This is a genomic window from Saccharopolyspora rhizosphaerae (assembly GCF_003931915.1).
GTDB classification, from domain to species: Bacteria; Actinomycetota; Actinomycetes; order Mycobacteriales; family Pseudonocardiaceae; genus Saccharopolyspora; species Saccharopolyspora rhizosphaerae.
In genome coordinates this window covers 26,364-44,486 of sequence record NZ_RSAA01000014.1, presented here as the reverse complement: position 1 = coordinate 44,486, position 18,123 = coordinate 26,364, and the positions used below count along the sequence as shown (strand labels likewise).

At 71.3% G+C, this 18,123-nt stretch carries 19 protein-coding genes; 14 read left to right on the top strand and 5 right to left on the bottom strand.

Features of this window, described 5'->3' with window-relative positions:
* The first annotated feature begins 31 nt into the window (after positions 1-31).
* Positions 32-187 carry a hypothetical protein gene (locus EIL87_RS27080; protein ID WP_199740402.1) on the top strand — a complete coding sequence of 52 codons (156 nt, stop codon included), beginning with the start codon at positions 32-34 and terminating at the stop codon, positions 185-187.
* 800 nt (positions 188-987) lie between these two features.
* Here the strand turns inward: EIL87_RS27080 and EIL87_RS13295 are convergent.
* Both EIL87_RS13295 and EIL87_RS13290 read right to left on the bottom strand, forming a co-directional pair.
* Complete coding sequence (locus tag EIL87_RS13295) at positions 988-1,665, bottom strand: YqeB family protein (RefSeq protein ID WP_125090761.1); 678 nt, start codon at positions 1,663-1,665, stop codon at positions 988-990.
* 73 nt (positions 1,666-1,738) lie between these two features.
* Complete coding sequence (locus EIL87_RS13290) at positions 1,739-3,004, bottom strand: M14 family metallopeptidase (protein WP_125090759.1); 1,266 nt, start codon at positions 3,002-3,004, stop codon at positions 1,739-1,741.
* A gap of 225 nt (positions 3,005-3,229) precedes the next feature.
* Between EIL87_RS13290 and hisD the strand changes: the two genes are divergently transcribed.
* The 3 genes from hisD (at position 3,230) to hisB (ending at position 6,408) form a co-directional block, all read left to right on the top strand.
* The gene (gene hisD / locus EIL87_RS13285) at positions 3,230-4,540 is read left to right on the top strand and encodes a histidinol dehydrogenase (protein ID WP_125090757.1); all 1,311 of its coding nucleotides are present in this window, start codon (positions 3,230-3,232) and stop codon (positions 4,538-4,540) included.
* Between the two features lie 132 nt (positions 4,541-4,672).
* Positions 4,673-5,791, top strand: a complete 1,119-nt coding sequence (locus EIL87_RS13280) for a histidinol-phosphate transaminase (protein WP_125090755.1) — start codon at positions 4,673-4,675, stop codon at positions 5,789-5,791.
* On the top strand, positions 5,788-6,408 hold the full coding sequence (gene hisB / locus EIL87_RS13275) for an imidazoleglycerol-phosphate dehydratase HisB (RefSeq protein WP_125090753.1): 621 nt from the start codon (positions 5,788-5,790) through the stop codon (positions 6,406-6,408). The genes EIL87_RS13280 and hisB overlap by 4 nt, the downstream gene beginning before the upstream one ends.
* Before the next feature lie 117 nt (positions 6,409-6,525).
* Here hisB and EIL87_RS13270 read toward each other — a convergent pair whose 3' ends face one another.
* On the bottom strand, positions 6,526-7,899 hold the full coding sequence (locus EIL87_RS13270; RefSeq protein WP_125090751.1) for a cation:dicarboxylate symporter family transporter: 1,374 nt from the start codon (positions 7,897-7,899) through the stop codon (positions 6,526-6,528).
* Positions 7,900-8,056: 157 nt separating this feature from the next.
* Between EIL87_RS13270 and EIL87_RS13265 the strand changes: the two genes are divergently transcribed.
* Both EIL87_RS13265 and EIL87_RS13260 read left to right on the top strand, forming a co-directional pair.
* Positions 8,057-9,637, top strand: a complete 1,581-nt coding sequence (locus EIL87_RS13265) for a sensor histidine kinase (protein ID WP_125090749.1) — start codon at positions 8,057-8,059, stop codon at positions 9,635-9,637.
* Positions 9,634-10,314, top strand: a complete 681-nt coding sequence (locus tag EIL87_RS13260) for a response regulator (RefSeq protein WP_125090747.1) — start codon at positions 9,634-9,636, stop codon at positions 10,312-10,314. Before EIL87_RS13265 ends, EIL87_RS13260 begins: the two co-directional genes overlap by 4 nt.
* Before the next feature lie 313 nt (positions 10,315-10,627).
* Here EIL87_RS13260 and soxR read toward each other — a convergent pair whose 3' ends face one another.
* Positions 10,628-11,089 (bottom strand): redox-sensitive transcriptional activator SoxR, encoded by a 462-nt coding sequence (gene soxR, locus EIL87_RS13255; protein WP_125090745.1) that lies wholly within the window; start codon positions 11,087-11,089, stop codon positions 10,628-10,630.
* Between the two features lie 85 nt (positions 11,090-11,174).
* Here soxR and EIL87_RS13250 point away from each other — a divergent pair, with 85 nt between their 5' ends.
* The 8 genes from EIL87_RS13250 (at position 11,175) to hisI (ending at position 17,132) form a co-directional block, all read left to right on the top strand.
* Positions 11,175-11,876 (top strand): thiamine pyrophosphate-dependent enzyme, encoded by a 702-nt coding sequence (locus EIL87_RS13250; RefSeq protein ID WP_125090743.1) that lies wholly within the window; start codon positions 11,175-11,177, stop codon positions 11,874-11,876.
* Complete coding sequence (locus EIL87_RS13245) at positions 11,873-12,784, top strand: transketolase family protein (RefSeq protein WP_125090741.1); 912 nt, start codon at positions 11,873-11,875, stop codon at positions 12,782-12,784. The genes EIL87_RS13250 and EIL87_RS13245 overlap by 4 nt, the downstream gene beginning before the upstream one ends.
* Before the next feature lie 18 nt (positions 12,785-12,802).
* Positions 12,803-13,432: an imidazole glycerol phosphate synthase subunit HisH gene (gene hisH / locus EIL87_RS13240; protein WP_125090739.1), complete on the top strand. Its 630-nt coding sequence runs from the start codon at positions 12,803-12,805 to the stop codon at positions 13,430-13,432.
* Positions 13,429-13,629 (top strand): hypothetical protein, encoded by a 201-nt coding sequence (locus tag EIL87_RS13235; RefSeq protein ID WP_125090736.1) that lies wholly within the window; start codon positions 13,429-13,431, stop codon positions 13,627-13,629. The genes hisH and EIL87_RS13235 overlap by 4 nt, the downstream gene beginning before the upstream one ends.
* Before the next feature lie 45 nt (positions 13,630-13,674).
* Positions 13,675-14,406 carry a bifunctional 1-(5-phosphoribosyl)-5-((5-phosphoribosylamino)methylideneamino)imidazole-4-carboxamide isomerase/phosphoribosylanthranilate isomerase PriA gene (priA, locus tag EIL87_RS13230; protein ID WP_125090734.1) on the top strand — a complete coding sequence of 244 codons (732 nt, stop codon included), beginning with the start codon at positions 13,675-13,677 and terminating at the stop codon, positions 14,404-14,406.
* Positions 14,407-14,515: 109 nt separating this feature from the next.
* Positions 14,516-15,961 carry an alpha/beta hydrolase gene (locus EIL87_RS13225; protein WP_125090732.1) on the top strand — a complete coding sequence of 482 codons (1,446 nt, stop codon included), beginning with the start codon at positions 14,516-14,518 and terminating at the stop codon, positions 15,959-15,961.
* Between the two features lie 53 nt (positions 15,962-16,014).
* A complete protein-coding gene (gene hisF, locus EIL87_RS13220) occupies positions 16,015-16,788 on the top strand; it encodes an imidazole glycerol phosphate synthase subunit HisF (protein WP_125090730.1) in 774 nt (257 codons plus the stop codon).
* The gene (hisI, locus tag EIL87_RS13215) at positions 16,785-17,132 is read left to right on the top strand and encodes a phosphoribosyl-AMP cyclohydrolase (protein WP_125090728.1); all 348 of its coding nucleotides are present in this window, start codon (positions 16,785-16,787) and stop codon (positions 17,130-17,132) included. Before hisF ends, hisI begins: the two co-directional genes overlap by 4 nt.
* Before the next feature lie 378 nt (positions 17,133-17,510).
* Here hisI and EIL87_RS13210 read toward each other — a convergent pair whose 3' ends face one another.
* Positions 17,511-18,113 carry a TetR/AcrR family transcriptional regulator gene (locus tag EIL87_RS13210; RefSeq protein ID WP_233576222.1) on the bottom strand — a complete coding sequence of 201 codons (603 nt, stop codon included), beginning with the start codon at positions 18,111-18,113 and terminating at the stop codon, positions 17,511-17,513.
* Positions 18,114-18,123: the final 10 nt, after the last annotated feature.

Sequence of the window (18,123 nt, the reverse complement as noted above, 5' to 3'; positions counted from 1 at the left end):
AAGTAGTACGGAACGACTCTCAGGAGCAGACGTGAGCGAGCAAGAAGGCACCACCTTCCTCCAGTGGCGAGAGCGCGTGCACGACGAAGCCGGTGAACGCCCCCAGATGCGCCTCCTCATGATGGTGGCGGCCGCGGTCGTGATGGCCGGCATCGTGGTCGGCACGATCGTGCTGATGCTGTCCTAAGACTTCCCGCGCCCTCCTCGCCGGCGATGCGGGAATCCCAGCGGTTCCCGTAGCAAGAGCACTCGGAGGAGGGCCCAACGGCTTCGCGGAGTCCGTGCGCCGCCACCTGCTGCACGCCGGAGCACGACGCCCCGGCGTGTCGGCATGCCCGCACGAGGCCGCCCAGAACCCGCGCGGTGGCAGTGACGGGTCCTCGTTCGAATTTCGCGCGAAGTTCGACGGCACCTGCGCGGGGTGTGGGTCCAGAACAGCCGTCCGGCCGCTTTCTTGACCCTCTCTCGGTGGAAACCTCGGTGGTGATGGTGGGTCCCCGGGGTGGGGTGAAGCGGATCGCCGCCACTCCGGTGGTTTCGGCGGAATTCCCGCTGTTCCGCGGCTGGCGCCGCGTTCCCACCGCGGTTCCAGCGGGATCCCAGCATCCTGTCCTCGACATCGGCGACTCCCGGGACCGCTTTGCGCCCGCCTGCCGGCGCTTTCGGCGGAAGCCCATGCGTTCCGCGGCTGGTCGCCGCGTCCAACCTGCACACAGGTCGAACACCGGCACGCCTCAGCTCGCTGAGCGGGCGCGGGGAACCTCAGTGGAACTGCAGCGGTTTCGGTGGAACCGCAGCAGCGTTCCTCGGCTCGCCGCCGCACGTCAGGTCGAACACCGTCATGCCTCCGCCCGCTGAGCTTCCGGGGAGGTTCTCGCGTTCTCCTGCACTGCGATGGGCTGAGGGCTCGACACCGCACACGGGTGCGTGATCGAGGCTCCGGTGGGTGAGGCGTGTTCAGGTGCGTCGCGAGCGGTTCCGGGGGAGTCAGGCCTCGGTCTTGCGCCAGTACTGCTTGCGGTGGCCGTCGCGGAGGACGACCCCCTGCTCCGCCAGCTGAGCCCGCAGCAATGCGGCTTCCTTGTGGTCGCGCCTGCGCAACGCGCGGTCGCGCTCGGCCATCAAGGTGTTGCCCCGCAGCGACAGTTCCGGGGTGTCCTCGGTCCAGAGCACGTAGCGGCCCGCGTAGGGGTCCGAGTCGCGCCAGCGGTAGCCGTGCTCGCGGAACGCGTCGCGCAGCGCGAAGCGGTCCAGCCCGGACTTCCGGCGCGCCAGCTCGGCGCCCGTCCCGTCCAGCAGCACCAGGTGGCCGCGTTCGGTGAACACCGCGTCGACCTCGTCGCCGGGGATCTCGCGCGCGTGGCGGCCCGTCGCCAGCACCACTTCCTCTGGCCCGACTGTCACGACCAGCCGCTCCTGGGCGAGCAACCCGGCGAAGCCCAAGCCGATGAGCGCGCCCAGCGCGATCGCCACGAGCAGGCCCCACGGGTCCGCGCCCGAGGCCGCCAGTTCGAACACGCCCTGGAACGGCGCCCACGGCAGGCCCGCCACCCACGCCGCGACGACCCGCAGCAGGAATCCCGCCAACGCGCCGAGCAACGGGCAGTAGATCCACGAGCCCCGGCGCACCAGCGCGGGCGGGCGGATCGTCGTCGCGGTGGTCATGCCCTCATTATCGCGGTGGAAAGGGCCCGGGGTGCGCACACCCCGGGCCCTCCCGATCCCCCTCCTGGACGGGTCAGGCACCTGCCTCGCGCAGCAGGATGTCCACGGCCGCGTCGTTGCGGGCGGTCTCCCGCTCGATCACGTCACCTGGTGGGTAGAAGCCGTCGAGCCCACCGCCCGACGACGGGTACATCTCGAAGGTGAAGGCCAGGATCTTGTGCTGGCCCCACATCCAGTCGAGGCTGTCGCCGTCGGTGACGTACAGGTCGCTGGACTGCTGTGGCGTGTAGCCGTTGGTCTGCGCCATCTCCGTGCCGACCTTGGCGAACCGGTCGTACTCCTCCTGCGTCATCCCCTCGGTGACGTCGTCGGAGGTGTGGCCGAAGGGCCACAGCACCAGCTCCGAGTAGGTGTGGAAGTCCACCGCCGCCTTGATCTGCTGGGTGCCGCCGACCACGCGCGAGTCGATGAAGTCGCGCATCGCGGCGGCCTCCGGCGAGGACCACGCTTCGGTGCCCCGGTAGGTCTCGTCGGCTGGGTCATCGCTGGAGCCACCGCAGCAGCCCCACAGGTAGCCCCAGTTGCGGTTGACGTCGGTGCCCTGGTCCTGGCGGTTCTTGCGCCAGCCCTGGTACTCGCCCGAGGCCACGTCGTAGGTCGACCCGTCCGGGTTGACCGACGGGACGATCCAGATCTCGCGGTTGTCGACCGACTCCTTCACCGCCGGGTCGTCGTAGTTGTCGGTGAACCGCTGCGCGATGTGCAGGCACATCTCGGTGGTCAGGTGCTCGCGGGCGTGCTGGTTGCAGTCGAAGAGGACCTCGGGCTCGTCCTCGTCGGTGGCCACGTTGTCGCTGATCTTGAGCACCGGGATGTCACGGCCCTCGAACGACTTGCCCGCGCTGACCTTGGACGCGATGTCCGGGTGGTCGGCCACGGTCTTGTCGAGCTCGGCGACCATCTCGTCGTAGTTGTGGTACGCCTCGTCGCCCGGTGGGAAGTCACCGGGGGCCTTCGGCTGCGTGCCGTTGCGGCGCTGCAGCGCGTCGGCGACCTTGGTCCGCTCGGTGAGCTGGAAGCCGCGAGCGCGCAGCCCTTCGGCCTCCTCCGGCGTTGCCTCCACGGTGGCGACCTGGTCCTCGCTGACGCCGAGGACCTCCGCGCCGCTGCGGTTGATCTCCGTGCGCGACGCGCTGTCGGTGTGGGGGACCGTGTAGATCGCCTCGTCCTGGCCAGGCGTCTCGGTCGGTTCTGCGGCCAGGCCGGCCTGGACCGGTGCCAGCAGGACGAGCCCGGCCGCCGCGGCGACCAGCGCTGCCTTGCGCCGTGAACTGAACATCGGGTCTCCGATCGATCACAGGAGGTGACCACCGAAGGTTCCAAGAGGCGCGGACCGTTGGCAACATGATGGCGAACTATGGCCGCTGTGTGAAAGTTTCCCCATTTCACAGGGGGTTGCGACACGCCGTCGGTGTGTCGGTGTGAGCCGGGGCCGGGTTCGCGGACACCGGGGGTGGGCGGCGATTACCCTGGTCGGTGACGTTCCCTGCTCGGAAGGATGCCCATGCTCACCCGTTCCGACCTGCGCGGTCGTGTTCCGTCCACCGTCGAGCTGCGCGCCACGCTGCCGCGCGCCGAGATGGACGTCGAGCACGTGCTGCATCGGGTCCGGCCGGTGATCGAGGACATCCGCGACCGCGGCGTCAAGGCCGTGCTCGACCACACCGAGAAGTTCGACGGGGTGCGCCCCGAACGTGTGCGGGTGCCGGCCGAGGAGCTCAGCCGCGCGCTCGAAGAGCTCGACCCCACCGTGCGCTCCGCGCTGGAGGAGTCGATCGCGCGCGCCCGCCGCGTGCACGCCGACCAGCGGCGCACCGACAGCACCACCCAGGTGGTGCCCGGCGGCACGGTCACCGAGCGCTGGGTGCCGGTCGCCCGGGTCGGCCTCTACGCGCCGGGCGGCCTGGCGGTCTACCCGTCGAGCGTGGTCATGAACGTCGTCCCCGCGCAAACCGCGGGCGTCGAATCGCTGGTCGTGTGCAGCCCGCCGCAGGCCGAGTTCGGCGGACGGCCGCACCCGACGATCCTGGCGGCCGCGCAGCTGCTCGGCGTCGACGAGGTGTGGGCGGTCGGCGGTGCGCAGGCCGTGGCGCTGCTCGCCTACGGCGGCCACGACACCGACGGCTCCGAGCTGCTGCCCGCCGACATGGTCACCGGGCCCGGCAACGTCTACGTCACCGCGGCCAAGCGCCACCTGCGCAGCCTCATCGGCATCGACTCCGAGGCCGGTCCCACCGAGATCGCCGTGCTGGCCGACGGCACCGCCGATCCGGTGCACGTGGCCGCCGACCTGATCAGCCAGGCCGAGCACGACACCCTCGCCGCCAGCGTGCTGGTGACGACCTCGGAGGAGTTGGCGGACGCCGTCGACGCCGAGCTGGAGCGCCAGGTCGCCCAGACCAAGCACGTCGAGCGCATCCGCACCGCCCTGACCGGGCGGCAGTCGGGCTGCATCCTCGTCTCCGACCTCGACGACGGCGTGCGCGTGGTCGACGCCTACGCCGCCGAGCACCTGGAGATCCAGACGGCCGACGCCGACGCGGTGGCCGCGCGGGTCCGCAACGCGGGCGCCATCTTCGTCGGCCCGTACGCTCCGGTCTCGCTCGGCGACTACTGCGCCGGTTCGAACCACGTGCTGCCCACCGGTGGCTGCGCCCGGCACTCCTCGGGCCTGAGCGTGCAGAGCTTCCTGCGCGGCATCCACGTCGTCTCCTACAGCGAGCAGGCGCTCCGCGACGTGGCGGACCAGGTCGTGGCCTTGGCCGATGCGGAAGACCTGCCCGCTCACGGCCAGGCCGTGACCGCGCGCTTCTGAGAAGATGAACAGTTCAGCTACCGCAGCAGCGCAGGTGGGAGAACTCCAGACGCCCGCAGGGACGCCGGTGCGCGAGGCGCCCGGGGCGGAACCCGGCTGCTCGAGGTGGCGAGAAGACGATGAAGGACATCCATGAGTGACGTGCTCGGCGCCGACACGACGCTGGCCGACCTGCCGCTGCGGGACGACCTGCGCGGCCGCAGCCCCTACGGGGCGCCGCAGCTGGACGTCTCGGTCCGGCTGAACACCAACGAGAACCCCTACCCGCCGCCCGCGGAACTCGTCGCCGATGTGACCGCGGCCGTCCGGGACGCGGCGGCTGACCTGCACCGCTACCCGGACCGCGACGCCACGGAGCTGCGCGCGGACCTCGCCGCCTACTTGAGCGGAGCGACCGGGGTGACGCTGGCGACGGCGAACGTGTGGGCAGCCAACGGATCCAACGAGGTCCTCCAGCAGATCCTGCAGGCCTTCGGCGGTCCCGGCCGCACCGCGCTGGGCTTCGAGCCCTCGTACTCGATGCACCCGATCCTGTCGGCCGGCACCCGCACCGACTGGCTGCCCGCGCCCCGCCGCGCTGACTTCAGCCTCGACGGCGCCGAAGCTGCCCGCGTGGTGGCCGAGAAGCAGCCCGACGTGGTGTTCGTGACCAGCCCGAACAACCCCACCGGGCAGTCGGTCCAACCGGCGGACCTGCTCGCGATCCTCGAGGCGGCGCCAGGCGTGGTCGTGGTCGACGAAGCCTACGCCGAGTTCTCCGCGCAGCCCAGCGCGATCGAGCTGATCGAGCGGTTCCCGGCGAAGGTGATCGTCAGCCGCACCATGAGCAAGGCCTTCGCCTTCGCCGGTGGACGGCTCGGCTACCTGGCCGCCGCACCGGCGGTGATCGACGCGTTGCTGCTGGTCAGGTTGCCGTACCACCTGTCGGCGGTCACCCAGGCCGCCGCCCGCGCGTCGCTGCGGCACGCCGACGCGACGCTGGGGTCGGTGCGCAAGCTGATCGACGAGCGCGAGCGCGTCGTCGCCGGCCTGACCGAGCTGGGCTGCAGGCCGGTGCCCAGCGACTCGAACTTCGTGCTGTTCGGGCGCTTCAGCGACGCGCACCGCGCCTGGCAGCGCTACCTGGACTCCGACGTGCTGATCCGCGACGTCGGCATCCCCGGTCACCTGCGGGTCACCATCGGCACGCCCGCCGAGAACGACGCGTTCCTGGCGGCGAGCAAGGCAGTTGCGGAGGAGATCGAACGGTGAGCACTTTCCAGCCGGGCACGCGGACGGGCCGCGTCGAGCGCACCACCAAGGAGTCGTCGGTGCTGGTCGAGCTGGACCTCGACGGCACCGGCCAGGTCGAGGTCGACACCACGGTGCCCTTCTACGACCACATGCTCACCGCCCTGGGCACGCACGCCGCGTTCGACCTCAAGGTCAAGGCCTCCGGTGACGTCCACATCGACGCCCACCACACGGTCGAGGACACCGCGATCGTGCTCGGTCAGGCGCTGCGCCAGGCGCTGGGCGACAAGAAGGGGATCCGCCGCTTCGGCGACGCGTGGATCCCGATGGACGAGACCCTGGCGCACGCCGCCGTCGACGTCTCCGGCCGCTCCTACTGCGTGATGGCGGGCGAGCCGGAGCAGTACAACGCCTTCACCATCGGCGGGAACTACCCGTTCGTGCTCAACCGGCACGTGTTCGAGTCGCTGGCCTTCCACTCGCAGATCAACCTGCACACCCGGGTGATCCACGGCCGCGACCCGCACCACATCGCCGAGGCCGAGTACAAGGCCATCGCCCGCGCCCTGCGCGCCGCCGTGGAGCCCGACCCGCGCTTCGCCGGGGTTGTCCCCTCCACGAAGGGCGCCCTGTGACCCGGTTCTCGTGAACCGGTCGAGGACCCCGGGAGCCACGCCTCCCGGGGTCCTCGACCGCGCGACGGAAGAACCGCCTCTCGCCGGTGGGCGAGAGGCGGTTCTTCCGCGACGGGGTCAGACCTTCTCGGGGACCTTCTCCTCGGTCGCCCCGCCTTCGCCGGACGCGCTGTCCGCGGCGTCGCCGTCGTCGACGAAGGACTGCTCGTTGAACGGCGAGTTGCCGGTGAACACCTGCTGCATCTGGGCGCGGTCGAGCTCCTTGGTCCAGGAGCCGATGAGCACCGTGGCGACGGCGTTGCCCGCGAAGTTCGTCAGGGCGCGGGCCTCCGACATGAAGCGGTCGATGCCGACGATGAGCCCGACGCCGTCGAGCAGCTCCGGCCGGTGCGACTGCAGGCCGCCGGCCAGGGTCGCCAGGCCGGCGCCGCTGACGCCCGCCGCGCCCTTCGAGGCGACCATCATGAACAGCAGCAGACCGATCTGCTCACCGATCGACAGCGGGTCGCCCAGGGCGGACGCGATGAACAGCGACGACATCGTCAGGTAGATCATCGTGCCGTCGAGGTTGAAGGAGTAGCCGGTGGGCACCGTGATGCCCACGACCGGCTTGCTCACGCCCAGGTGCTCCATCTTCGCGATCAGCCGCGGCAGCGCGGCCTCCGACGAGGAGGTCGACACGATCAGCAGGAACTCGCGGCCCAGGTAGCGCAGCAGCGAGAAGATGTTCACGCGGGCGAACAGCCAGAGCACCGTGCCCAGCACGGCGAAGATGAACACGACGCAGGTCGTGTAGAAGCCGAGCATGATCACCGCGAGGCCCTTGAGGGCGTCCACGCCGGTGGCGCCGACCACCGCCGCGATCGCGCCGAACGCGCCGATCGGGGCGACCCACATGACCATCGCCAGGATCTTGAACACCAGGCGCTGGATGTGCTCGATGCCGCGCAGGATCGGCTGGCCCTTCTCGCCCATGCCCTGCAACGCGAAACCGGCCAGCAGCGCCACGAGCAGCGTCTGCAGCACCTCGCCCTCGGTCAGGGCGGAGACCAAGGTGCTCGGGATGATGCCGAGCAGGAACTCGGTGGTGGTCTTCGACTCCTCGCTGGCCTGCTCGGCGCCCGAGCCGCGCAGCGACTCGGTGATCTGCAGCCCCTCACCCGGGTGCAGCACGTTGCCGACGATCAGGCCGATGACCAGCGCGACCACCGACATGACCATGAAGTAGGCGAGCGCCAGACCGCCCACCCGGCCGACCTTGGCGGCTTTGCGGACGCTGCCGACGCCGAGCACGATCGTGCAGAAGATGATCGGCGAGATCATCATCTTGATGAGGTTGATGAAACCGGTGCCCAGCGGTTTGAGGGCCTTGCCGACGTCAGGGGCGACGAATCCGACGAGGATGCCGGCCGCCACAGCGACGATCACCGCGATGTAGAGGTAATGCGTTCTGTCCCGACGTTTCGCCGGCGCAGCACCATTGCTTGCCACTGTTGAACTCCTTGCAGGGCCGGTGTCTCCGGGTCACATACGATGCACCGTGCGTGTCCCAGGTCACGGGAAGATCTGGACGGAGACTATGCGAGCTTCGCACCGACCCCGTCTCGCTTTCGTTCATTGTGTTCACACCGTCGACATGAGTTGAGCCATGCCCCAGCACCGGAACCGCTTCCGCCCACCGCGGTGGAGCCTGGCGCGGCAGCTGTTCGTGCTGCAGGTCATCGTCGTGGCCGTCGTCGTGCTCGCCGGAGCCGCTCTGGCCTGGTACGACGCCGATCGTCGGACCGAGGAGGCCGCGCGCGACGAGGTCGTCGCGGTGGCCCGCACACTGGCCGCCCAGCCCGCGGTGGCCGACGCCCTGGTCTCACCCGATCCCAGCGCGACGCTGCAGCCGCTGGCCGAGCGCGTGAGGGCCGACACAGGCGTGGACTTCATCACGATCATGTCGCCGCAGGGCACCCGGTACACCCACCCCGACCCGTCACGCATCGGCGAGCCGTTCCAGGGCAACGTCGACCCGACCCGGACCCTCGTCGAGACCTACACCGGAACGCTCGGCCCGTCCGTGCGCGCGGTCGTCCCCGTGCACCGCGGTTCGCAGCTGGTGGGGCTCGTGGCCGACGGCATCACCGTCCGCGTGCTCACCGACGAGCTCCGCAGGCAGGTGACCGTCCTGGTGCTCGTCGCCGGTGGCGCGCTGCTGCTCGGCGGGGCGCTGACGTACCTGGTGAGCGCGCGGATCCGGCGGCACACCCACGGGATGCGCCCCGCGGAGCTGTCGCGGATGTACGAGTACCACGACGCGATCTTGCACGCGGTGCGCGAAGGACTGCTGCTGGTGGCGCCGGACGGGCGCGTGACCTTGTGCAACGATGGTGCCGCTGTGCTGCTTTCGCTGGATCCCGCCGAGGTCGAGGGCGAGCAGGTGTCCGAGCTGGACCTGCCGCCGTCCCTCGTGGGTGCTCTCGGCCGCCGCACCGTCCGCGACGAGGTCCACCTCACCGACGACCGGGTGCTGCTGGTCAACGTCTCCCCGGTGCGCAGCGACGGCCGCGACCTGGGCAGCGTCGTCACGCTGCGGGACCACACCGAGCTGCAGGCGCTCAGCGGGGAGCTCGACTCGATGCGCGGTTTCGCCGAGTCGCTGCGCTCGCAGGCGCACGAGTCGGCGAACCGGCTGCACACCGTCGTCTCGCTGATCGAACTCGGGCGCACCGAGGAGGCCATCGGTTTCGCCACCGCCGAGCTCGACCTCGCCCAGCGGCTCACCGACCAGGTCGTCGGCGCCGTCCGGGAACCCGTGCTGGCGGCGCTGCTGCTCGGCAAGAGCGCCGAGGCGGGCGAGCGCGGCGTCGAGGTCGTGCTCGGCGAGGACACCGAGGTCGACGACGCCGCGCTGGAGCAGGTCGGTTCGCGGGACCTGGTGACCATCCTCGGCAACCTCATCGACAACGCGGTGGAGGCCGTGACCGACCGGCCCCACCCGCGCGTGGAGGTCACGCTGCGGTCCACATCGGACGGTGTGCTGATCCGGGTCGCCGACAACGGGCCCGGCGTGCCCGCCGACACCGCCGAGCTGTTCCAGCGCGGTTGGTCGACGAAGTCCGGGGACCGCGGCATCGGTCTGGCGCTGGTCGGGCAGAGCGTGCGCCGGCACGGCGGCACCCTCGACGTCAGCGGCGAGGACGGCGCGGTGTTCACGGTCCGGATCCCGGAGGCGTCGCGGTGATCACGGTGCTCGTCGTCGAGGACGACCCGGTGGCGGGTGAGGCGCACGAGGCCTACGTCAACCGGGTCCAGGGCTTCGAGGTGGCCGGGCGGGTCCGCACCGGTCAGGCCGCCCTCCAGTTCGTCGAGCACACCACCGTCGACCTGGTGCTGCTGGACCTGCGGCTGCCGGACGTGGACGGCCTGCAGGTGGCCCGCGCGCTGCGCACGGCCGGGCTGCACATCGACGTCATCGCGGTGACCTCTGCCCGCGACCTGAAGGTGGTGCGCGCGGCCGTCTCCAGCGGAGTCGTGCAGTACCTGCTCAAACCGTTCACCTTCGGCGCGATGCGGGAGAAGCTGGAGCACTACGCCCGGTTCCGCGCCACGCTGGGACAGGACCGTGAGGCGGCCGGCCAGGCCGAGATCGACCGGGCGTTCTCCACGTTGCGCGGCGTCGACCGGGCGGGTCTGCCGAAGGGCATGGGGGAGGAGACCCTCGCCGCCGTCGTCAGAGCCCTGCGTGCGATGCCGTCCGGCGGCTCGGCGGGCGCCGTCGGGGAGGCTGCCGGCGTCTCCCGGGTCACGGCCCGTCGCTACCTCGAGTACCTCGCCGGCGCGGGCATGGTCGAACGCCTCCCCACCTACGGCACGGTCGGCCGCCCGGAGATGACCTACACCTGGGTCGGGGAGTCCTGAACCGCCTCCACGCACGCCGTGGGCTTCGACCCCGGTGATCGGGCTCCGATCCGTCCGCCCGTCCGCGGAAGGCCCATGCGTTCGCGTGTGGGGCCACCGTGGAGGTGGGATCTCCTGCGGAACCCTGGGCGAGGTGGGTGCGCGGGTGCTCGGATCACCCTGGTGGGCGGGATGATCCGTGTCCCCACGCGCGGAAGGCCACTCTGCGCGGTGGACCTCGGCGGTGTGACAGGGTTCGGGAGGTCGGCGCGTCCTCGGAGCAAGACGCGGCGCGGTGGACCACCGCAGCGTTCGAGGAGCGCCGGGCGGGTGCTCAGCCGGCGCGGTCGGTCTGGGGGCGGAGGAGGGGTGCGCCGGGGCCGTTCTCGGCCTGCTGGTCGTCCGGGTTGTTGAGGATGCAGGTGCGCAGGGAGAGGCAGCCGCAGCCGATGCAGCCGGTCAGGTTGTCCCGCAGCCTTTGCAGCCCGTCGATGCGGGCGTCGAGCTCGTCGCGCCAGCGCCGGGAGAGCCGGGTCCAGTCGGCCTTGGTGGGAGCGTGGTCCTGGGGCAACGTGGACAGCGCGTCGGAGATCTGCTCCAGGCTCAGCCCGACCCGCTGCGCGGCGCGGATGAACGCCAGCCTGCGCAGCACGGCCCGCTGGTAGCGGCGCTGGTTGCCGGTGGTGCGGGTGGAGGTGATCAGGCCGCGTTCCTCGTAGAACCGCAGCGCGGTCTGCGCGACGCCGCTGCGGTGCGAGACCTCTCCGATGGTCAGCAGAGCAGGTAGTTTCGTCACGTCCGACAGGGTAGCGCGAACCTCCACATTGGTGGAGCCCCGAAACCCTTGACTTCGAGTTAACTCGAAGTTCCACGCTGGTCGCATGACGATCGCGACGGAGTACCAGTACGCGGACCTGCGTCCGCTGATGACCCGGATGACCGGCGACGAGAAGCACGACGCTGCCGCCACCTCCACCCTCGACGTGCTCTGGGTGCTCTACGACCAGGTCCTGTCGGTCGCGCCCGACCGGGTCGACGACCCGGAACGCGACCGCTTCCTGCTCTCCAAGGGGCACGGGCCGATGGCCTACTACGCGGTCCTGGCGGCCAAGGGCTTCCTGGACCCGGCCGAGCTGGACCGCTTCGGCGAGTTCGACTCCCGGCTCGGCTTCCACCCCGACCGGGTCCTCGCACCCGGGGTGGAGATCAGCAGTGGCTCGCTCGGCCACGGGCTCCCGCTCGCCCTCGGCGTCTCCCTCGGGCTGCGCACCCGGGGGTTGCACCGGCCGCGGGTGGTCGTGCTCGTCGGCGACGCCGAACTCGACGAGGGCAGCAACCACGAGGCGATCCAGGTCGCCGGTCGCTGGGGACTGGACCGGCTGACCACCGTGGTGGTCGACAACCGCTCCTCCAGCACCGGGTGGCCGGGCGGCATCGCGGACCGCTTCGCGCGCGAGGGCTGGGAGACCCGCGTCGCCGACGGCCGCGACCACACCGCGCTCCGCCAGGCCCTGACCAGCACCCCCACCGGCCGGCCGCTCGCGGTCGTCGCCGAGGTCGAACACCGAGGAGGAACCCGATGAGCATGCGCGAGCAGTTCGTGCGCACCACCACGGAGGCGATGGACGCCGACCCGAGGGTGGCGCTGGTGCTGGCCGAGGTCTCCCGCGACCGCTTCACCGACGCCCTCGACCGGCACGCCGACCGCGTGTTCAACGTCGGCATCCGGGAGCAGGCCATGGTCGGCGTCGCCGGAGGTCTGGCGCTGGCCGGGATGCGCCCGGTGCTGCACTCGATCACGCCGTTCCTCGTGGAACGCCCCTTCGAGCAGCTCAAGCTCGACCTCGGCCACCAGGGCGCCGGGGCGATCGCGGTCAGCACGGGAGCCTCCTACGACTACCCGGAGGCGGGCCGCACGCACATGGCCCCCGGAGAGGTCGCGCTGATCGACACGCTGCCCGGCTGGACCGTGCACGTGCCCGGCCACCCGGCCGAGGTCGACGCGCTGCTCAGCCCCGAGTTCGGCCATGACGGGGCCGTCTACCTGCGGCTGTCCGACCGGGTCAACGCCGAGCCGCTGGTGACCGGTCCCGGCTGGCACCAGGTGCGGCACGGCCGGGACGGGGTGGTGCTCGCGGTCGGCCCGACGCTGGGTCCGGTGCTCGCGGCCACCGCCGCGATGGACGTCACCGTCCTCTACACCGCCACGGTCCGGCCCTTCGACGCCGAGGGCCTGCGCGCTGCGGTGCGCGTGTCCGAGCCGGACGTGGTGCTGGTCGAGCCCTACCTGCGGGGCACCTCGACGCACGAGGTCACCGCGGCGCTGGTCGACATCCCGCACCGGGTGCTGTCCCTGGGTGTCCGGCGGGACCGGGAGCTGCGCGCCTACGGCACCGCCGAGGAGCACGAGGCGGCGCACGGGCTCGGCCCGACCGGCATCGCGGGCGAGGTGGCGCACTTCCTGCACGGGGCGGGCAGGCGCGTGGCGTGAGGCCGGTAGCCTGAACCCGTGGCACGAGTCGTCATCTTGGACTACGGATCAGGCAACCTCCGCTCCGCCGAGCGCGCTCTGCAGCGCGCGGGCGCCGACGTCGAGGTGACCGACGACCATCGTGCCGCAGTCGAGGCCCAGGGTCTGGTGGTTCCCGGCGTCGGCGCGTTCGCGGCCTGCATGGAGGGTCTGCTGTCGGTCGGCGGCGACAAGATCATCGACCAGCGGCTCGCCGGTGGCCGCCCGGTGCTCGGCATCTGCGTGGGCATGCAGGTGCTGTTCAACCAGGGCGTCGAGCACGGCGTGCAGGCCGACGGCTGCGGCCAGTGGCCGGGAACCGTCGAGCGGCTGCAGGCCGACGTGCTGCCGCACATGGGCTGGAACACCGTGCAGGCGCCGACCGACAGCGTGCTGTTCGCCGGGCTGGACGCCGACACCCGCTTCTACTTCGTGCACTCCTTCGCGGTGCGCAAGTGGGTGCTGGAACCGTCCGACACGATCGCCCCGCCCCAGGTGACCTGGGCAGAGCACGGCGAGCCGTTCGTGGCGGCCGTCGAGAACGGAGCGCTGATGGCCACCCAGTTCCACCCGGAGAAGTCCGGCGACGCCGGCGCCCGGCTGCTGCGCAACTGGTTGGACGCGCTGTGACCCGCCGGCACGGCCTGTTCGGGCCCAACACCGTGCGCATCATCGCGCTGGTCCTCGCCCTCGGCTTGGCCTCCAGCATCGGCGCTCCGTACCTGATCCAGGCCGGGGTGCCGCTGCCGGCGGTGATCGTGCTGTGCCTGGTGGTGCTGGCGGTGCCGGTGCTGGCCATCCTCCGCAGCGAGAAGTCCAAGCGCTGAGGCCCTCGTCGGGCGCGCACGCGGGGCTCGAATAGGGTTGTGGGCGTGAGCTTCACTTTGCTTCCCGCTGTTGATGTTGCCGATGGCCAGGCCGTCCGCCTCGTGCAGGGCGCTGCCGGTACCGAGACCTCCTACGGTGATCCGCTGGAGGCCGCGCTGACGTGGCAGCGCGCGGGTGCGGAGTGGGTCCACCTGGTCGACCTCGACGCCGCCTTCGGCCGCGGCAGCAACCGCGAGCTGCTGGCCGAGGTGACCGGGAAGCTGGACGTGCAGGTCGAGCTCTCCGGCGGCATCCGCGACGACGCCTCGCTGGAGGCCGCGCTGGCCACCGGCTGCGCCCGCGTCAACCTCGGCACCGCCGCGCTGGAGAACCCGGACTGGGCCGACCGCGTCGTCGCCGAGTACGGCGACCGCGTCGCCGTGGGCCTGGACGTGCGCATCACCGAGCAGGGCCACCGCCTCGCCGCCCGCGGCTGGACCAAGGACGGCGGCGACCTGTGGGAGGTGCTGGACCGCCTCGACGCGGCCGGCTGCCGCCGCTACGTCGTCACCGACGTCAGCAAGGACGGCACGCTGCAGGGCCCGAACACCGAGCTGCTGCGCGCGGTCTGCGAGCGCACCGACGCCCCGGTGATCGCCTCCGGTGGCGTCTCGAGCGTGGACGACCTGGTCGCGTTGTCGCAGCTGGCCCCGGTCGGCCTGGAGGGCTCCATCGTCGGCAAGGCGCTCTACGCCCAGAACTTCACCCTCGAGGAAGCCCTGGCCGCGGTGCGCTGAAAGCCGGTGCGTTCTCCGGGGAAACCCTGATCGACGTCGCGCTGCGAGATCAGCACGGTGGTGGTCGTGATCCGGAACACGGGTCCGAACCACCACTGGGAGGAACTCCATGCGACGAACACTGGGGGCGTTGCTGGCCGCCGGGGCGCTGGTCGGGTTGACCGCGCCGGCGCACGCCGAACCCGGGTTGGACTGGGGGCCCTGCGAGCAGAACCCCGAGGTCGAGTGCTCGACCGTGCGGGTCCCGCTGGACTGGGCCGACCCGCAGGGCGAGCAGGTCGACATCGCGGTGGCCCGGCGTCCTGCGACCGACCCCGCCCAGCGCGTCGGCACCTTGGTGCACATGCCCGGCGGGCCCGGCGGCACCGGGGTGAGCCAGCTGATCGCCGGCAACCCCTTCGCGCCCGAGCTGGCCGCCCGCTTCGACGTGGTCAGCTACGACCCGCGCGGGTTCGGCGGCAGCCACCAGCTGCAGTGCGATCCGGCGCTGATCGAGGAGCAGCCCGACGTCCGTCCGGACGGGCCCGAGCACTTCCGGCAGCTCGAGGACCACAACCGCCGCGCCTCGGAGGACTGCCGGGCGCGCAGCGGCCCGATCGTGGACCACGTGGACACCGCGAGCGTCGCCCGCGACATCGACGCGTTCCGCGCGGCGCTGGGCGAGCAGCAGCTGAGCCTCTACGGCATCTCCTACGGGACCCTGGTCGGCCAGATGTACGCCGAGCAGTTCCCCGAGCGCGTCCGAGCCCTGGTGCTCGACAGCGTCTTCGACCACAGCCAGGACACGACCGGGTTCGTGGTCACCCAGGCCGAAGCCGCCGAGGACTCGTTCGACGAGTTCGCGGCGTGGTGCGACCGGGACGCGGCGTGCGCCCTGCACGGCGAGGACGTCGGCGCGGTCTTCGACGAGCTCTACGAGCGGGCGGAGGCGGGTGAGCTGCCGCAGCCGGGCGGGTCGGAGCCGATGACACCGGTCGACCTCTCCCGGACCGCGATGAGCGCCTTCTACGGGCCGGACTGGCACTCGCTGGCCGCGCAGCTCGACGAGCTGCGCGACGGCCGGCCGACTACCGCTGCGCAGCAGCGGGATCCGGTCCCGAACCCCACCGCGGCGTTCTGCAACGACCACCGGATCGAGGCCGGATCGGCCGAGGAGTACGCCCGGCTGTTCGCGCAGCAGCACCAGGCGGCTCCGCACCTGCGCGCCGGCGTCGGTGGCGTGCAGGCGCCGTACTGCCTCGGCTGGAAGGCGCCGGTGCAGAACCCGCAGCACGTCCCGGACATCCGCACCGAGGCCCCGGTCCTCATCCTCAACGCCCTGCACGACCCGGCCACCGGCTACAACTGGGCGACCAACGTGGACTCCCAGATCGAGCAGGCCACGATGCTCACCTACGACGGCTGGGGCCACGGCGTCTACGACCGCAACGAGTGCACGCTCAACGCGACCCACGCCTACCTGGTCGACGGCGTGCTGCCGCAGGAGGACGCGCACTGCCCGCCGGTCCAGCCGAAGCCGGTGCAGACCGCGACCCGGCCCGACCGGCCCTGGTGACCCGCGTCCCCACCCCGGCCCGAGCCGGGGTGGGGACGTCTACCCTGGTGCGCATGGGTGTCGCTGTGCGTGTGATCCCGTGCCTGGACGTGGACCAGGGGCGGGTCGTCAAGGGAGTCAACTTCACCGATCTTCGCGATGCCGGTGACCCGGTGGAGCTGGCTTCGGCCTACGACACCGAGGGCGCCGACGAGCTGACCTTCCTGGACGTCACGGCGTCCTCGTCGGACCGCGAGACGACCTTCGACGTGGTCCGGCGGACCGCCGAGCAGGTCTTCATCCCGCTGACCGTCGGCGGCGGCGTGCGCAGCACCGAGGACATCAACCGGCTGCTGCGCGCCGGGGCCGACAAGGTCAGCGTGAACACCGCTGCGATCGCGCGTCCCGAACTGCTCAACGAGGCGTCGACGCGCTTCGGCGCGCAGTGCGTGGTGCTGTCCGTGGACGCCCGCCGGGTGCCCGAGGGCGGGCAGCCCACGCCATCCGGGTTCGAGGTCACCACGCACGGCGGACGACGCGGCACCGGCATCTGCGCGGTCGAGTGGGCCGCGAAGGGCCAGGATCTCGGCGTCGGCGAGATCCTGCTGAACTCGATGGACGCCGACGGCACCAAAGCGGGTTTCGACCTGGAGATGATCCGCGCGGTGCGGGAAGTCGTCGACGTGCCGCTGATCGCCAGCGGCGGTGCCGGTGCGGTCGAGCACTTCGCCCCCGCCGTGCACGCCGGCGCTGACGCGGTGCTCGCCGCGAGCGTCTTCCACTTCGGACAGCTGCGCATCGGCGAGGTCAAGGACGCCATGCGCGCGGAGGGGATCACGGTCCGATGAGCGAGCTCGACCCGAAGATCGCCGACCGGCTCAAGCGCAACGCCGACGGGCTCGTCGCGGCGATCGCGCAGCAACGCGGCACCGGCGAGGTGCTGATGATGGCGTGGATGGACGACGAGGCGCTGCACCGCACCCTCACCACCCGCCGCGGCACCTACTTCTCCCGCAGCCGCGGCACCTACTGGGTCAAGGGGGAGACCTCGGGCCACACCCAGCACGTGCACGAGGTCCGCCTCGACTGCGACGGCGACACCGTGCTGCTGGTGGTGGAGCAGGAGGGGGCCGCGTGTCACACAGGAGACCCCACCTGCTTCGACGCAGACCTGCTCCTGCCGGCCGACTGATCGGCTTGCGTGGCGGTGCGGGTGGCAGGACCTGAGCGGCTCCGTGGACTCCGTGCGCCGCTCCTGGAGCATGTCGATGCGCGGCGTCGCGGCGTACTCGCCACGACGCCGCTCAGCGGCGGTGCGAGGTGAGTCCCACACCGGGCGGAGCGGCTGCTGCCGCGGCTCCCTGGATCGCTGGGGCGGTGCGGGTTGAGTCGCGCACGGCTTTGTCCTCTGCGGCGGTGTCGGTCGGACTCCGGCAGCTGAGGCGGCGGGTTCGGGGCCCGGCTGGAACTCCGGTCTCCCATGAGGGTTTCCGTTCGGGCTTCCTCTCCTTCGGGGGAGGTGTGCTCGTCAGGTGGAGTTGTCGGTGAAACCTCTTCTGCCGCACTGGGTTCAGAGGTCGAGGTTGCCCGTGAGGTAGTGCTGGAGGTTGGGGCCGATGGTGGCTGCGACGACGTCGGGCTCGGCCGAGGCGAGGGGTTCGATGCGGACGACGTAGCGAGCCATGCCCAGGCCGACGAGCTGCGAGCCGCACAACGCCACCCGCATCTCCGGGTGGTCGACGTCCAAGCTCTTGATCAGCTGCCGGAACAGCAGGTTCTGCACGAACTCGCGGAGCATCGACACCGCTTGCTCGCTGCCCGCGACGCTGCGCATCAAAGCTGCGAACTGCCCGCCGCCGACGCCGTCCCAGGTGGTGACGAACCCGCGGATGATCCGCTCGCCGATCTGCTCGCGAGGCCCGTCGAGCACCTGCCGCAGGATCTCCACCGGGTTCACCGGGATCTGCACCGCGGCGATGAACAGGCCCTCCTTGCCACCGAACCAGTGGTTGACCATGGCAGGGTCGACACCGGCGTTGCTCGCGATGACGCGCACGGTGGCCGCCTCGTAGCCCTGCTCGGCGAACACCTCGCGCGCGGCGGTCAGCAACGCCTCCTTGGTGTCGGCGCCGTTGGGCCTGCGTCCTCGCCGCTTCGGTTCGGTCGTGCTCACCCACCCATCC

Coding starts and splice junctions, on each gene's coding strand:
- EIL87_RS13250 (WP_125090743.1), top strand. CDS start 11,175: ATGACGATCGCGACGGAGTACCAGTACGCGGACCTGCGTCCGCTGATG.
- hisF (WP_125090730.1), top strand. CDS start 16,015: ATGGGTGTCGCTGTGCGTGTGATCCCGTGCCTGGACGTGGACCAGGGG.
- EIL87_RS13290 (WP_125090759.1), bottom strand. CDS start 3,004: ATGTTCAGTTCACGGCGCAAGGCAGCGCTGGTCGCCGCGGCGGCCGGG.
- EIL87_RS13225 (WP_125090732.1), top strand. CDS start 14,516: ATGCGACGAACACTGGGGGCGTTGCTGGCCGCCGGGGCGCTGGTCGGG.
- hisD (WP_125090757.1), top strand. CDS start 3,230: ATGCTCACCCGTTCCGACCTGCGCGGTCGTGTTCCGTCCACCGTCGAG.
- EIL87_RS13245 (WP_125090741.1), top strand. CDS start 11,873: ATGAGCATGCGCGAGCAGTTCGTGCGCACCACCACGGAGGCGATGGAC.
- EIL87_RS13280 (WP_125090755.1), top strand. CDS start 4,673: ATGAGTGACGTGCTCGGCGCCGACACGACGCTGGCCGACCTGCCGCTG.
- EIL87_RS13265 (WP_125090749.1), top strand. CDS start 8,057: ATGCCCCAGCACCGGAACCGCTTCCGCCCACCGCGGTGGAGCCTGGCG.
- EIL87_RS13295 (WP_125090761.1), bottom strand. CDS start 1,665: ATGACCACCGCGACGACGATCCGCCCGCCCGCGCTGGTGCGCCGGGGC.
- hisI (WP_125090728.1), top strand. CDS start 16,785: ATGAGCGAGCTCGACCCGAAGATCGCCGACCGGCTCAAGCGCAACGCC.